Here is a 14,752-nt window from a genome sequence, read left to right as displayed (position 1 = left end):
TGATCGGCCTGACCGTCGTGCGCCGCGGTCACGGCTGCTTCACCAGGTAGGGCGACACGGTGCTGCGGTGCTCGTCGAGATCGAGCGCGCGGCCCAACGCGGGGAACGCCCGCTGCGGGCAGTTGTCGCGTTCGCACACCCGGCAACCCGCGCCGATCGGCGTCGCCACATCTCCCGACAAGTCGAGTCCTTCCGAGTAGACGAGCCGGTGCGCGTGCCGCAGTTCGCAGCCCAGCCCGATCGCGAAGGTTTTACCCGGCTGACCATACCGCGCGGCGCGGCGCTCCACGGTGCGTGCCACCCACATGTAGTTGCGGCCGTCGGGCATCTGGGCGATCTGCACCAGGATCTTGCCCGGGTTGGCGAACGTCTCGTAGACGTTCCACAGCGGGCAGGTGCCGCCGCTCGAGGAGAAGTGAAAACCCGTGGCGGACTGGCGCTTTGACATGTTGCCGGCCCGGTCGACCCGGATGAACGAAAACGGGACCCCCCGCATCGACGGCCGCTGCAGCGTCGAAAGCCGGTGCGCGATGGTCTCGTAGCTCACCGAGTAGAACGCCGACAGCCGTTCGACGTCGTAGCGGAAATTCTCGGCGACGTCGTGGAATTGGCGATACGGCAGCACCGCGGCCGCCGCGAAGTAGTTGGCCAGCCCCAGCCGGGCCAGCGTGCGCGACTCGTCGCTGGTGAACTTGCCCTGCTCGACCATGCTGTCGATCAGGTCGCCGAACTCGAGGTAGGCCAGCTCGGCGGCCATCTTGAACACCTGCTGCCCCGACGCCAGGTGACTGCTGATCTCCAGCGTCTTGGTCTGCGGGTCGTAGCGGTGCAGCACGGTGTCGCCGAGGTCGATGCGCCGGTTGATGTGCACGCCGTGCACCTCGGTCAGGCGGCGGGTCAGCTCGCTGGCCAGGTCGCCGTGGTGCAGGCGCATCTGGGTGGTCAGCTCCTCGGCGGCGGTGTCCAGCTCGTGCAGGTAGTTCTGCCGCTCGTAGAAGTAGTCGCGCACCTCCTCGTGCGGCATGGTGATCGACCCGGTGCCGCTGCCGTCGAAGAACCGCTCCTCGGTGGCCGCGGCCAGCTGCGCGGTGGTGATCCGGTAGCGCCGGTGCAGGTTGACCAGCGCGCGGGCCAGGGCGGGATGGGCGTTGACCATCTCGGCGACCTCGGGCGGTTCGACGTCGATGCCCAGGTCGCGGTCCATCGTCACCTCGCGCAGCTCGGCGACGAGCCGGGTGTCGTCCTGGGGCGCGAAGAAGGTCGCGTCCACCCCGAACACCTCGCTGATTCGGAGCAGCACGGCCACCGTCAGCGGCCGGACGTCGTGCTCGATCTGGTTGAGGTAGCTGGGCGAGATCTCCAGCATCTGGGCCAGCGCGGCCTGGCTGAACCCGCGCTCGCTGCGCAACTGGCGAACGCGCGAGCCGACGAATGTCTTGGGCACCCGACCGAGCGTACCCGCACCTGCGAAGACGCCGTTGGCAGAGTTGGCACGACGGCGCGATCCGATCGCGATTGGCGTTTTGAAGTTGCCATTTGGCATCATGCGCAGCGGCGCCCGGGGTTAACCTGGGATACCGATGCGGAGGGAACGGGGAGCGAAGCCGTGAGCCTGGACAAGACAATGATGCCGGTGCCCGACGGCCACCCGGATGTATTCGATCGCGAATGGCCGCTGCGGGTCGGCGACATCGACCGCACCGGCCGGCTGCGGCTGGACGCGGCCTGCCGGCACATCCAGGACATCGGCCAGGACCAGCTGCGCGAGATGGGTTTCGAGGAGACCCACCCGCTGTGGATCGTCCGGCGCACAATGGTGGACCTGATCCGCCCGATCGAATTCCAGGACATGCTGCGCTGCCGGCGCTGGTGCTCGGGCACCTCGAACCGGTGGTGCGAGATGCGGGTCCGCATCGACGGGCGCAAGGGCGGCCTGATCGAGTCCGAGGCGTTCTGGATCAACATCAACCGGGAGACCCAGATGCCCGCGCGCATCGCCGACGACTTCCTGGCGGGCCTGCACAAGACCACGTCCATCGATCGGCTGCGCTGGAAGGGCTACCTGAAGCCGGGCAGCCGCGACGACGCGACCGAGATCCACGAGTTCCCGGTCCGGGTCACCGACATCGACCTGTTCGACCACATGAACAACTCGGTGTACTGGAGCGTGGTCGAGGACTACCTGGCCTCGCATCCCGAGCTGCTGCAGGTGCCGCTGCGCACCACCATCGAGCACGAGGCGCCGGTCGCCCTGGGCGACAAGCTCGAGATCATCTCGCACATTCACCCGGCCGGCTCCACCGACCAGTTCGGCCCCGGGCTGACCGATCGCACTGTTACAACCCTCACATACGCCGTCGGCGACGAGACCAAAGCCGTCGCCGCGCTCTTCTCCCTGTAGGCGAAACGGGCCACTAAGCGGCTTGCTCAATTTTCCGGCTTGACCTGCGGCGTTGCGGTTACCGGCCGGTAGCTTCTGAAACGGTTAAGTTCTGGCGTGCCTTCGCAAGATTTGCAAAATCGGCGAAACCCGTTGCGGAAATTGGCAAATGAAATGGGTGGACCAGGGCGAACCCGCTGTGCCAAGGTCGAGTTAGCACGCCAGTGAAGTTGAGCCTCCAGCTACCGCCGGACGGCGGAGTGGCGTCAACCGTTCACCGTTTAGCTAAGGAGTCAAGCCCATGTCTGTCGTTGGCACCCCGAAGAGCGCCGAGCAGATCCAGCACGACTGGGACACCAACCCGCGCTGGAAGAACGTCAGCCGCACCTACACCGCCGAGGACGTCGTCGCCCTGCAGGGCAGCGTGGTCGAGGAGTACACCCTGGCCCGCCGCGGCGCCGAGGTGCTCTGGGAGCAGCTGCACGACCTGGAGTGGATCAACGCGCTGGGCGCGCTGACCGGCAACATGGCCGTCCAGCAGGTGCGCGCCGGCCTGAAGGCCATCTACCTGTCGGGCTGGCAGGTCGCCGGCGACGCCAACCTGTCCGGGCACACCTACCCCGACCAGAGCCTGTACCCGGCCAACTCGGTGCCGCAGGTCATCCGCCGAATCAACAACGCGCTGCTGCGCGCCGACGAGATCGCCAAGGTCGAGGGCGACCGGTCGGTGGAGAACTGGCTGGCGCCGATCGTCGCCGACGGCGAGGCCGGCTTCGGCGGCGCGCTCAACGTCTACGAGCTGCAGAAGGCGATGATCGCCGCGGGCGTCGCGGGCTCGCACTGGGAGGACCAGCTGGCCTCGGAGAAGAAGTGCGGCCACCTCGGTGGCAAGGTGCTGATCCCGACCCAGCAGCACATCCGCACGCTGACGTCGGCCCGGCTGGCGGCCGACGTGGCCGACGTGCCCACGGTGGTGATCGCCCGCACCGACGCCGAGGCCGCGACGCTGATCACCTCTGACGTCGACGAGCGCGACCAGCCGTTCATCACCGGCGAGCGGACCAAGGAGGGCTTCTACCGGGTGCGCAACGGCCTCGAGCCCTGCATCGCGCGGGCCCGGGCCTACGCCCCCTACTCCGACCTGATCTGGATGGAGACCGGCACGCCGGACCTGGAGCTGGCCGCGAAGTTCGCCGAGGGCGTCAAGGCGGAGTTCCCCGACCAGATGCTGGCCTACAACTGCTCGCCGTCGTTCAACTGGCGCAAGCACCTCGACGACGCCACCATCGCCAAGTTCCAAAAGGAGCTTGCCGCAATGGGATTCAAGTTCCAGTTCATCACGCTGGCCGGCTTCCACGCGCTGAACTACTCGATGTTCGACCTGGCCTACGGCTACGCCCGCAACCAGATGAGCGCGTACGTCGAGCTGCAGGAGCGCGAGTTCGCCGCCGAGGAGCGCGGTTACACCGCGACCAAGCACCAGCGCGAGGTGGGCGCCGGTTACTTCGACCGGATCGCCACCACGGTGGACCCGAGCTCGTCGACGACCGCCCTGACCGGCTCGACCGAAGAGGGCCAGTTCCACTGAGTTAGTCTGCCGAGCAGACGCAAAAGCACCCTTTTCCGCCCGAAATGAGGTGCTTTTGCGTCTGTTCGCGCATGTGAGGAGGCACAGTGATCCAGCGAGTGGGTGTGATCGGGGCCGGGCAGATGGGGTCCGGCATCGCCGAGGTCGCGGTCCGCGCCGGCGTCGCCGTGACGGTGTACGAGCCCAGCGAGGAGCTGATCACGGCCGGACGCAACCGCATCGTCAAGTCGCTGGAGCGCGGCGTCAGCGCGGGCAAGGTGACCGAGCGGGAGCGCGACCGCGCGCTGGACGGGCTGACCTTCACCACGGACCTGAGTGACCTGGCCGACCGGCAACTGGTGATCGAGGCCATCGTCGAGGACGAGGCGGTCAAGGCCAAGGTCTTCGCCGAGCTCGACCGGGTCATCACCGACCCCGACGCGGTGCTGGCGTCGAACACGTCGAGCATCCCGATCATGAAGATCGCCGCGGCCACCACGAACCCGAAACGCGTGCTGGGCCTGCATTTCTTCAACCCGGTCCCGGTGCTGCCGCTGGTCGAGCTGGTGAGCACGCTGGTCACCGACGACGCCGCGGCCACCCGCGCCGAGGAGTTCGCCAGCGCGGTCCTGGGCAAGCAGGTGGTGCGCTGCTCCGACCGGTCCGGCTTCGTGGTGAACGCGCTACTGGTGCCCTACCTGCTGTCTGCGATCCGGATGGTCGAGGCGCGTTTCGCCACCGTCGAGGACGTCGACAAGGCGGTCGTCGCCGGGCTCTCGCACCCGATGGGCCCGCTGCGGCTGTCCGACCTCGTCGGGCTGGACACCCTCAAGCTGATCGCGGACAAGATGTTCGAGGAATTCAAGGAGCCGCTTTACGGTCCGCCGCCGCTGCTGCTGCGCATGGTGGAGGCGGGTCTGCTGGGCAAGAAATCGGGCCAGGGATTCTATTCGTACTGACGCGGTCCGTCGGTTGGTTCGGCGTCGGGTAGCATACTCGCGACAACCAACGAGAGGTATTTCGCAGAGCATGGCTCAATTGAGGCCGTATTACGAAGAGTCCCAATCCATCTACGACGTTTCAGACGAATTTTTCGCATTATTCCTAGACCCGACGATGGGCTATACCTGCGCCTACTTCGAGCGCGACGACATGACGCTCGAGGAAGCCCAGAACGCCAAGTTCGACCTGGCGTTGGGAAAGCTGAACCTCGAGCCGGGGATGACGCTGCTCGACATCGGTTGCGGCTGGGGCGGGGCGCTGCAACGGGCGATCCAGGAGTATGACGTCAACGTCATCGGAATCACGTTGAGCCGCAACCAGTTCGAGTACAGCAAGGCAAAGCTGGCCGGGCTGTCGACCCGGCGCAACGTCGAGGTGCGGTTGCAGGGCTGGGAAGAGTTCGACGACAAGGTCGACCGCATCGTGTCGATCGGCGCCTTCGAGGCGTTCAAGTCGGAGCGTTGGCCCGCATTTTTCGAACGCGCCCACGACGTCCTGCCCGCCGACGGCAGAATGTTGTTGCACACCATTTTGACGTACACCCAAAAACAGCTGCACGAGCAAGGCGTCAAGCTCACGATGAGCGACGTGCGATTCATGCGATTCATCGGCGCGGAAATTTTCCCGGGCGGGCAGTTGCCGGCGCAGGAGGATATTTTCAAATGTGCGCAGGGTGCCGGGTTTTCGGTGGAAAAAGTGCAATTGCTGCGGGAGCATTACGCGCGCACGTTGAACATGTGGGCCGCCAATCTTGCGGCCAACGAGGACGAGGCGATCGCCACCCAGTCGCAAGAGGTCTACGACCGCTACATGCGCTACCTACAGGGATGCGAGGACTTCTTCCGCCGGGGCATCACCAGCGTGGGGCAATTCACCCTGGTGAAGTAGTCGCTACTTTTCGCAGGTGAACTGGGCGACGTCGGTGTAGCCGCCGCGGAACAGCTTGGCGCAGCCGGTCAGGTAGCGCATGTAGCGGTCGTAGACCTCCTGCGACTGCGTCGCGACGGCCTGAGCCCGGTTCGCCTCGAGCGCCGCGGCCCACGCGTCGAGGGTGCGCGCGTAGTGCAGCTGCAGCGAATGCACCCGGGTCACCTCGAAGCCGGCCGCGCCCGCGTGCTCTTCGACCGACGGGATGGTCGGCAGCCAGCCGCCGGGGAAGATCTCGGCCAGGATGAACTGGGTGAAGTGCACGATTTCGTGCGTCAACGTCATGCCGCGCGCCCGGGCGTCCTTGAAGGTGGGGCGGGTGATGGTGTGCAGCAGCATCACGCCCGCGGCGGGCAGGGCGCGGTAGGCCATCTCGAAGAAGCGCGTATACCGTTGGCGGCCAAAGTGTTCGAAGGCGCCGATCGACACGATGCGGTCGACGGGCTCGTCGAACTTCTCCCAGCCCTCCAGCAACACCCGCGCCGAGCGGGGCGTGTCCATCCGGTCGAACCCCTTCCGGACATGCTCGGCCTGGTTCTCCGACAACGTCAGGCCCACGACGTTGACGTCGTATGTCTCGATGGCGCGCCGCATGGTCGCGCCCCAGCCGCACCCGATGTCCAGCAGCGTCATCCCCGGCTCCAGGTCCAACTTGCACAGCGCCAGGTCGATCTTGGCCAGCTGGGCTTCCTCGAGCGTCATGTCGTCGCACTCGAAGTACGCGCAGCTGTAGGTCTGGGTGGGGTCGAGGAACAGCCGGAAGAAGTCGTCCGACAGGTCGTAATGGGCTTGCACGTTTCCGAAATGCGGCGTGAGTTGCACAGCCATATAGAGGCAGAGCCTTTCCGTTTCAGTGCATGCTAGCCGCCGCGGACGCGCGCGTCGCCTCAGCGCGCCGGGCTCACCAAACCCGCAGCACGGCGCCGATCGCGAGGCCGGCCACCAGCAGCGCGCCCGCCTGCCGCACGTGCACCCACGCCAGCGCGGCGTACCACAGCGGCCACACCGGGAAGTTCGGCGGCGGCTCGGCGGGCTTCGGCCGGCGGAAGAACGGCCACACCTTCGCCAGCCGGGGCAGCGCGGCGACGACCACCAGCGCGGGCCAGGGCATCGCGCCCGCCGCGACGGCCACCGCGACCAGCACATAGAAGCCGACCATCATGCCCAGCGTCGCGACGCGGGCGCGCGCCTCGCCGAGCAGCACCGGCAGCGTCCGGATCCCGAGCGGCTCGTCGTAGGGGATCTTGTCGATGTGCTTGCCCATCAACACCGTCGTGCACAACAAGCCGTAGGGCAGCGAGGCCAGCACGACGTCCCAGCCGACCGCCCCGACGGCGGAGTAGTACGTTCCGCACACCATCAGCGGACCCCAGACGACGAAGACGTCGGGCTCGCCCAGGCCGCGTTTCTTCAGCCGCAGCGGCGGGGCCGTGTAGGCGACGCTGAGGGCGAACCCGCCGAGCGCGAACGCGAGCACCGGCCAGCCGCGGGCCCACGTCAGCGTGACCAGGATCGCCAGGTCGGCGACGTTCACCAGCAGGATCGCCAGCCCCAGCGTGCGCCGGCTGATCAGCCCGGACAGCACCGGGTGCGGAGCGTAGAGCGCGCGCGGGTAGTTGGCGCTGTCGGTGCCGACCTGGGTGTCGTAGAGGTCGTTCATCAGGTTGTTTGCGGTGTGCGCCAAGGTGATTCCCAGCACCGCCAACGTCAGCCACCGCCAGTCCAGGCCGGGCTTGCCGACCGCGAGCAGCGCGGCCACCAGGCCGGACACCAGCGTCATCGGCAGCACCGCCGCGCGGGTGACGACCAGCCACCGCGTGACGGTGTCGACCGGCCCGTCCGGTGGCGGGTTGGTGGTGCGCAGCGCGTACGCCCACGACCTCAGCCGCGAGGCCACGCCCGGCTCAGTCATCGGCCGGGGGCGGGACGATCGGCGAGGGGTGCGGCTCCTCGCGGAACTTTTCCAGTGACCCGCCGACCTCGACGATGCCGCACAGCGCGCTCCAGCTGAGCATGGTCAGGTAGTCGATCAGCTCGTCGCGGCTCATCCGGGGATCCGACATCCACGAGTGGGTGGCCAGCTGCACGCCGCCGACGATCAGGTAGGCCCACGGCTCGGCGCCGCGGGTGTCCATGCCGGCCTGCTGCATGCGCCGGCGCATCATCACCGCGAGCATGCGGGCGATGATGCGCTCGGAGTCGGCGATCACCTTGCTGTGGCTGGCCGAGCTGTTCGCCATCACGAACCGGTAGGGCTCGGGCTCGTTCGCCACGGTGTCGACGTAGACCCGGATGACCTCGCGGGTCAGGTCGAAGCCGTCCAGGTTCGACGACAGCGCGGCCGCCATGTTGGGTATCAGCGTGGTCTGGGTGAACCGCATCATCACGGCCGTCGTCAGGTCGTTCTTGTCGACGAAGTAGCGGTAGAGCACGGTCTTGGAAACACCGATCTCGGCCGCGATGTCGTCCATGCTCAGGAAGCGCCCGCGCTGCCGAATCGCCTCGATCGTGCCGTCGACCAACTCATTGCGGCGGTCGACCTTGTGCTGATGCCAGCGCCGCTTGCGACCATCCATCTTGGCGGTCGCAGCCGGGATTTGCTCTGTCACTGTCGCCGAATTCCGTTCCCTAGACGCCCTCGATGATACGGCCTGTGGGCACCTGGCCAGTGCGGTCACATTAATCGCCCGCGGCATAGATGATGGTGTGGTGGCACACCGAGCCGATGCGCCGGGCCCGCCGACGCGGCGGCCGAACCCGAAACCGTCGCCGACCCCGGCGCACGCGTCCTTCGCGGAATCGTTCGCCGGGGCCGACCCGGTGGCCGACGACGAGCGGCGCGTGGCGCTGCGCCGGATGAAGATCGTCGCGCTGAGTTTCCTGATCGGTGCCACCGGGGTGTTCCTCGCGTGCCGGTGGGCGCAGGGCCACTACGCCGTCGGGGCGTGGATCGGCTACGTCGGCGCCGCCGCGGAGGCCGGCATGGTCGGCGCCCTGGCGGACTGGTTCGCCGTCACCGCGCTGTTCAAGCACCCGCTGGGCATACCGATCCCGCACACGGCGATCATCAAGCGGAAGAAGGACCAGCTCGGGGAGGGCCTGGGCACCTTCGTGCGGGAGAACTTCCTGTCGGCGCCCGTGGTGGAGACCAAGCTGCGCGACGCCCAGGTGCCCAGCCGGCTCGGCAAGTGGCTGTCGGAGCCGTCGCACGCCGAGCGGGTGGCCAGCGAGACCGCGACGGTACTGCGGGTGCTGGTGGAGCTGCTGCGCGACGAGGACGTCCAGCACGTCATCGACCGGATGATCGTGCGCCGCATCGCCGAGCCCCAGTGGGGCCCGCCGGTGGGCCGGGTGCTGGCCACCCTGCTGGCCGAGAACCGGCAGGAAGCGTTGATCCAGTTGCTCGCCGACCGGGCTTTTCAGTGGTCGCTGAACGCGGGGGAGATCATCCAGCGGGTGGTCGAGCGCGACTCGCCCAGCTGGTCGCCGCGGTTCATCGACCATCTCGTCGGGGACCGCATCCACCGCGAGCTGATGGATTTCACCGACAAGGTGCGCCGCAACCCCGACCACGAGTTGCGCCGTTCGGCGACGCGCTTCCTGTTCGAGTTCGCCGGCGACCTGCAGCACGACCCGGACACCATCGCGCGCGCCGAGGCCGTCAAGGAGCAGCTGATGGCCCGCGACGAGATCGCCGACGCCGCCGCGACGGCGTGGCGGACGGTGAAGCGGCTGGTGCTCGAGGGCGTCGACGACCCGTCCAGCGCGCTGCGGACCCGCATCGCCGACACCGTGGTTCTCGTCGGGGAATCGCTGCGCGACGACGCCGACCTGCGCGACAAGGTGGACAACTGGATAGTCCGGGCGGCCCAGCACCTGGTTTCGCAGTATGGGGTGGAGATCACAGCGATCATCACCGAGACGATCGAGCGCTGGGACGCCGAGGAGGCCAGCCGGCGCATCGAGCTGCACGTGGGCCGTGACCTGCAGTTCATCCGGATCAACGGGACCGTCGTCGGCTCGCTGGCGGGCCTGGCGATCTACACGGTGGTGCAGCTGCTTTTCTAGCGGTGCTAACAAGTGCTTGCAAAAGCAAGCACTTCTCCGTAGTCTGGTGGCCGTCACGACCGACCACCGACCCAGGAGCACGCAATGGCACCCGAGGAGAAGCTCTCCACCAAGGTGTCGACGGCGGCCTCCGAGGTGGCCTCCGACATCGGCAGCTTCATCCGCGACCTGCGGGAGAACGCCCAGGTCTCGGTGCGCCAACTCGCCGAACGGTCCGGTGTCAGCAATCCCTATCTCAGCCAGGTGGAGCGCGGCCTGCGCAAGCCGTCCGCCGACGTCCTGAACCAGATCGCCAAGGCGCTGCGCATCTCGGCCGAGGTGCTCTACGTGCGCGCCGGGATCCTCGAGCCCAGCGAGGCCAGCCAGGTCCGGGACGCCATCATCACCGACACCGCGATCACCGAGCGGCAAAAGCAAATCCTGCTCGACATCTACGCGTCATTCACCCAACAAAACGAATCCATCCAAGAGGAGTGTCCGACCGATTCCAACAGCGACTGATCGGGCCGAACCACCACGGCAAGGCCCCGCCACTCGCACCGATGACGCCGGTGACGTGTACACGGCGAGGCGTTCGGTTACCCAAAAGTAAGGGGCCAAACCGTTCCCGGCCAGTCGCGGACTGGAGGCATCTCGGTGCCAAAGACCCGACCAACCAGGAGGTTCCGCTCAACTTCCACACGTCTTCCAATACGTCAGCAATGCCGATAACGAAAAGAAATAACGAAAGGGAAAACAATGGCTGAAAACCCCAACATCGACGACTTGCGCGCCCCGTTGCTTGCCGCGCTCGGCGCCGCCGACCTGGCCCTGGCCACGGTCAACGACCTGATCGTCAACCTGCGTGAGCGTGCCGAGGAGACCCGCACCGAGACCCGCAGCCGGGTCGAGGAGCGGCGCGCCCGCCTGGCCAAGCTGCAGGAGGACCTGCCCGAGCAGCTCACCGAGCTGCGCGAGCGGTTCACCGCCGACGAGCTGCGCCGGGCCGCCGAGGGCTACGTGGAGGCCGCGACCAACCGGTACAACGAGCTGGTCGAGCGGGGCGAGGCCGCCCTGGAGCGGCTGCGCAGCCAGTCCGGCTTCGACGACGCGTCGGCGCGCGCACAGGGTCGCGTGGACCAGGCCGTCGAGCTGACCCAGGAGGCCCTGGGCACCGTCGCGTCGCAGACCCGCGCGGTCGGCGAGCGGGCGGCCAAGCTGGTCGGCATCGACCTGCCGGCGAAGAAGGCCCCGGCCAAGAAGGCGGCCAAGAAGGCGCCGGCGAAGAAGGCCCCGGCCAAGAAGGCCGCGGCCAAGAAGTCGACGGCCAAGAAGGTCACCCAGAAGTAGCGAGGCCCCGAGTTGCCCTGGGGGGGCAACTCGGATCCAGCTGCAGACTCGACTCCGAGTTGCCCCCGGGCAACTCGGAGTCGACGTTTTTGACGCCGCCCGCATACGCTTATGGCGTGAACCACCTCGTGGGTACCATCATGTTGGTCTTGCAGGTCGCCGTCTTGGTTACGACGGTGTACGCGTTTGTGCACGCAGCGCTACAGCGACCCGACGCCTACACCGCCGCCGAGAAGCTGACCAAGCCGGTGTGGCTGGTGATCCTCGGCCTGGCTGTCGCGCTGACATCGATCCTGAGCTTCGTTTTCGGCGTGCTCGGCATGGCGATCGCAGCCTGCGCGGCCGGTGTCTATCTGGTCGACGTTCGGCCCAAACTCCTTGAGATTCAGGGCAAGTCGCGCTGACGGGATGAAGACCCTGCTGGCATTGCCGGCGGCGGCGCTCGTCGCACCGGCCTGCTGGCTGACCGCGGCGTCCCCCGCCGCGGCGGACCCCGGCGCCGGCGCGGCGAGTTCGTCGTACGCGCCGCCGTTCATCGATCACACCGAGTGGACGCAGTGGGCGGGCCTGGCCAGCTTGCGCGTTTACCCGACGCCGTCCGGCCGCGCGGCCGCCCGCCAGCCCGCGGCGCCGGCGGCGGCCGACGAGGCGTGGGCCGAGGTGCTGGCGCTGGCGCCGGGCGCCGACACCCCCGGCATGCGGGCGCAGTTCCTCTGCCACTGGGAGTTCGCCGAGACCGCGGAGCCGGGCAAGCCCAGCTGGAACCTCGAGCCGTGGCGGCCGGTCGTCGACGACGACCAAATGGTCGCCGCCGGCTGCAACCCCGGCGCCCCGGAAGGGGCGTTCTAGTGGCGGGCCGACCCACCCGGGCGCAGCTGGCCGCGCTGGTCGACCACACCCTGCTCAAGCCCGAGGCCACCGCGGCCGACGTGGCCGCGCTGGTCGCCGAGGCCGCCGAACTGGGCGTCTACGCGGTGTGCGTGTCGCCGTCGATGGTGCCGGCCGCGATCGACGCCGGCGGCGTGCGCGTCGCCACGGTGGCGGGTTTCCCGTCGGGCAAGCACGTGTCGGCGGTCAAGGCGCAGGAGGCCGCGCAGGCGGTGGCGTCGGGCGCCGGTGAGGTCGACATGGTCATCGACGTCGGCGCCGCGCTGGCCGGCGAGTTCGGCGCGGTGCGCTCCGACATCGAGGCGGTCCGTTCGGCCGCCGCCGGGGCCGTGCTCAAGGTGATCGTGGAGTCGGCGGTGCTACTGGGCCGCGACGAGCGCACGCTGGTGGCCGCGTGCCGCGCCGCCGAGGCCGCCGGCGCGGACTTCGTCAAGACGTCGACGGGCTTTCATCCCGCGGGCGGGGCGTCGGTGCGCGCGGTCGCGCTGATGGCCGAGACCGTCGGCGGCCGGCTGGGCGTCAAGGCCAGCGGCGGCATCCGCACCGCGGCCGACGCCGTGGCGATGCTGGACGCGGGCGCGACCCGGCTGGGCCTGTCGGGCACCCGGGCCGTGCTCGACGGGCTGGGCTGACGGCTGTGCTCGACCGACTGGGCTGACTGTCAGAGGTTGGCGAAGCAGGGGTTCGTGTTGCCGGGCGGGATGTTCGCGTTCTGACTCGAAAAGTGGCTCACCACAGCGGAATCCGTCACCTGCACGCTGTCGGCGTGAATCCCCAGCGGGAAGTTCTTGGTCTGGTCGGAGGTGAACTTGTCCAGCGTCGACTGGACGCTTTCCTTCGGCATGGTGAAGCCGAGCGCATTGAAGCTGACGATCTGCAACTGCAGCCCGTTGCCCGACACCATCGGCTTCGCCGTGATGTTGTCCAGCATCCCCTTCAGCTCGACGGTGCCGTCGGCGGGATGGGTGGTCACGCTGTTGGTGACGAACGGCCCCAGCACCGGGATCGCGTTTTGCACCGACTGCTTGATGCCGTCGGTGGTCCAGGTGATGGTGGCGTCGAGCGATCCGATGGTGCCCTTGGAATCGGGGCTGGACCTGAGCCGAACATCCCTGATGTTGATTTGGATCTTCATGCCCTTGGCATCTTTGATCTGGTTGCCGGCGGTCGACACCGAGATGTTGCTGTAGTGATGGGTCAGCTGCTGCCACAGCATCAGCGGCGTCACCCCGAACGACGCCGTGGCCTGGTCCTTGGTCTCGCACGCCACCGCCTCGGCGACCTTGTTGTTGGCGACGTGGCGCACGTACAGCTCGGCGCCGATCAGCCCGGCGATGACGAGCGAGACCACGATGATGCAGACCAGCAGGATGGACAGCGGGTCGCGAAGGAAGCGTCGTTTTCTTTTCACCGGTGCCGGCTCTTCGTTCGGGGTGGCGATTCGTTCCGTCGCGCCCGCCGGCGCAGCGGGCGGGGGTCGGTGGCCGGGGCCCTGCATGCCGGCGCGGGGCGCGCCCAGCTGCTCGGTTCGCGGCTCCTGGGGCCGCGGCGGCCCCGGTGGCGGTTGCGGCGCCGGGCCGGGCCCGGGCTGCTGCGGTGGTTGGCCGGGGCCGCCGGTCGGGAACCGCTCGGTCGGCCGCTCGGTCGGCCGGTCAGGTGGCCGCTGACCGAAGGGCCCCTGATTGCCGGGACGGCCCCACGGCGACGGGCCCTCGTTCGGTGGTCCTGGCGGGCGGGTAGGGCCTGGTGGGTTCGTCACCCAACCGATTCTGCCCTATCGATGCGAGCAAAGCTCGACTGGTTTCGCAGCACCGCGATGCTCTCGCGGGCCTTGGCCACGGCGTCGACGTCGACGTCGACGACCACGAGTTCCGGCCGGGCACCCGCCGACGCGACCACCTCACCCAGCGGCGAGACCACCAGGCTGCCACCCACACCGGTCGGCGCGCCGGAACCTGAACCCGGGCCGTCGCCCGGGTCGGCCTGACCGGCCGCGACGACGTAGCTCATCGAGTCCAGCGCCCGGGCCCGGGCCAGCAGCGTCCACTGCTCGAGCTTGCCCGGGCCCGAACCCCAGGACGCGCAGACGGCGATCACCTGCGCGCCGCGCCGGGCCAGCTCGGTGTAGAGCTCCGGGAAACGGATGTCGTAGCAAACGGTCAACCCGACCCGCACGCCGTCGACCGCGACCACCACCGGCTCCTGCCCGGGCGCGACGGTGCGCGACTCGGTGAAGCCGAACGCGTCGTACAGATGGATCTTGTCGTAATGGGCGTCCGGCTCGTTGGGTCTGCCCGGCCCGGCCGCGATCAGCGTGTTCTTCACCCGCCCGTCGCCGGACGGGGTGAACATGCCGGCGATCACCGTGATGCCGGCGTCGGCGGCGATCCGCCGCACGCCGCTCGCCCAGGGCCCGTCGACGGGCTCGGCGACCGGTCCCAGCGGGACCCCGAACCGGCACATGGTCGCCTCGGGGAACACCACCAGCCGCGCGCCGGCGTCCGCGGCCCGGCCGGCGTACTCGCGGACCAGCTGCAGGTTTTGCGCCGGATCGGTGCCACTGAGGATCTGGGCCAACGCGATTCGCATGT

The 14,752-nt window shown here is 68.3% G+C and carries 15 protein-coding genes and 1 pseudogene; 10 read left to right on the top strand and 6 right to left on the bottom strand.

What is annotated here, in order from left to right; genetic code table 11:
* Positions 1 to 28: 28 nt before the first annotated feature.
* Complete coding sequence (ramB, locus tag OQ968_RS23830) at positions 29 to 1,444, bottom strand: acetate metabolism transcriptional regulator RamB (RefSeq protein ID WP_324682020.1); 1,416 nt, start codon at positions 1,442 to 1,444, stop codon at positions 29 to 31.
* Between the two features lie 162 nt (positions 1,445 to 1,606).
* Between ramB and OQ968_RS23825 the strand changes: the two genes are divergently transcribed.
* From OQ968_RS23825 to OQ968_RS23810, 4 genes are all read left to right on the top strand, one after another.
* Positions 1,607 to 2,401, top strand: a complete 795-nt coding sequence (locus OQ968_RS23825) for an acyl-[acyl-carrier-protein] thioesterase (protein WP_324682019.1) — start codon at positions 1,607 to 1,609, stop codon at positions 2,399 to 2,401.
* 280 nt (positions 2,402 to 2,681) lie between these two features.
* Positions 2,682 to 3,968 (top strand): isocitrate lyase, encoded by a 1,287-nt coding sequence (aceA, locus tag OQ968_RS23820; protein WP_324682018.1) that lies wholly within the window; start codon positions 2,682 to 2,684, stop codon positions 3,966 to 3,968.
* 86 nt (positions 3,969 to 4,054) lie between these two features.
* Positions 4,055 to 4,906: a 3-hydroxybutyryl-CoA dehydrogenase gene (locus OQ968_RS23815; protein WP_324682016.1), complete on the top strand. Its 852-nt coding sequence runs from the start codon at positions 4,055 to 4,057 to the stop codon at positions 4,904 to 4,906.
* A 70-nt stretch (positions 4,907 to 4,976) separates the two neighbouring features.
* Positions 4,977 to 5,837: a cyclopropane mycolic acid synthase family methyltransferase gene (locus OQ968_RS23810; RefSeq protein WP_324682015.1), complete on the top strand. Its 861-nt coding sequence runs from the start codon at positions 4,977 to 4,979 to the stop codon at positions 5,835 to 5,837.
* A gap of 3 nt (positions 5,838 to 5,840) precedes the next feature.
* Here OQ968_RS23810 and pcaA read toward each other — a convergent pair whose 3' ends face one another.
* The 3 genes from pcaA to OQ968_RS23795 all read right to left on the bottom strand — a co-directional run bounded on the left by pcaA (position 5,841) and on the right by OQ968_RS23795 (position 8,485).
* Complete coding sequence (gene pcaA / locus OQ968_RS23805; RefSeq protein WP_324682014.1) at positions 5,841 to 6,704, bottom strand: cyclopropane mycolic acid synthase PcaA; 864 nt, start codon at positions 6,702 to 6,704, stop codon at positions 5,841 to 5,843.
* 73 nt (positions 6,705 to 6,777) lie between these two features.
* Positions 6,778 to 7,788 carry a prenyltransferase gene (locus tag OQ968_RS23800; RefSeq protein ID WP_324682012.1) on the bottom strand — a complete coding sequence of 337 codons (1,011 nt, stop codon included), beginning with the start codon at positions 7,786 to 7,788 and terminating at the stop codon, positions 6,778 to 6,780.
* A complete protein-coding gene (locus OQ968_RS23795) occupies positions 7,781 to 8,485 on the bottom strand; it encodes a TetR/AcrR family transcriptional regulator (RefSeq protein ID WP_324682011.1) in 705 nt (234 codons plus the stop codon). Before OQ968_RS23795 ends, OQ968_RS23800 begins: the two co-directional genes overlap by 8 nt.
* A gap of 97 nt (positions 8,486 to 8,582) precedes the next feature.
* On the opposite strand from OQ968_RS23795, the gene OQ968_RS23790 reads away from it, so the two are divergent.
* From OQ968_RS23790 to deoC, 6 genes and pseudogenes are all read left to right on the top strand, one after another.
* Positions 8,583 to 9,944, top strand: coding sequence for a DUF445 domain-containing protein (locus tag OQ968_RS23790; protein WP_420715996.1), 1,362 nt, complete (start codon positions 8,583 to 8,585; stop codon positions 9,942 to 9,944).
* 84 nt (positions 9,945 to 10,028) lie between these two features.
* A pseudogene (locus tag OQ968_RS23785) lies at positions 10,029 to 10,449 on the top strand (helix-turn-helix domain-containing protein); the annotation flags it as partial.
* A gap of 233 nt (positions 10,450 to 10,682) precedes the next feature.
* Positions 10,683 to 11,273 (top strand): heparin-binding hemagglutinin, encoded by a 591-nt coding sequence (locus tag OQ968_RS23780; RefSeq protein WP_324682008.1) that lies wholly within the window; start codon positions 10,683 to 10,685, stop codon positions 11,271 to 11,273.
* Positions 11,274 to 11,389: 116 nt separating this feature from the next.
* Positions 11,390 to 11,677: a DUF2516 family protein gene (locus OQ968_RS23775; RefSeq protein WP_324682006.1), complete on the top strand. Its 288-nt coding sequence runs from the start codon at positions 11,390 to 11,392 to the stop codon at positions 11,675 to 11,677.
* 4 nt (positions 11,678 to 11,681) lie between these two features.
* Positions 11,682 to 12,122 carry a DUF2599 domain-containing protein gene (locus OQ968_RS23770; RefSeq protein WP_324682005.1) on the top strand — a complete coding sequence of 147 codons (441 nt, stop codon included), beginning with the start codon at positions 11,682 to 11,684 and terminating at the stop codon, positions 12,120 to 12,122.
* Positions 12,122 to 12,793, top strand: a complete 672-nt coding sequence (deoC, locus tag OQ968_RS23765) for a deoxyribose-phosphate aldolase (RefSeq protein ID WP_324682004.1) — start codon at positions 12,122 to 12,124, stop codon at positions 12,791 to 12,793. Before OQ968_RS23770 ends, deoC begins: the two co-directional genes overlap by 1 nt.
* Before the next feature lie 29 nt (positions 12,794 to 12,822).
* Here the strand turns inward: deoC and OQ968_RS23760 are convergent, their stop codons facing one another.
* The gene (locus OQ968_RS23760) at positions 12,823 to 13,920 is read right to left on the bottom strand and encodes a DUF2993 domain-containing protein (RefSeq protein ID WP_324682003.1); all 1,098 of its coding nucleotides are present in this window, start codon (positions 13,918 to 13,920) and stop codon (positions 12,823 to 12,825) included.
* Positions 13,917 to 14,750, bottom strand: a complete 834-nt coding sequence (locus OQ968_RS23755; protein WP_324682001.1) for a carbon-nitrogen hydrolase family protein — start codon at positions 14,748 to 14,750, stop codon at positions 13,917 to 13,919. Before OQ968_RS23755 ends, OQ968_RS23760 begins: the two co-directional genes overlap by 4 nt.
* Positions 14,751 to 14,752: the final 2 nt, after the last annotated feature.

The organism is Mycobacterium sp. 663a-19 (assembly GCF_035616495.1).
Taxonomy (GTDB): Bacteria; Actinomycetota; Actinomycetes; order Mycobacteriales; family Mycobacteriaceae; genus Mycobacterium.
This window is presented reverse-complemented; position numbering and strand designations above follow the sequence as displayed.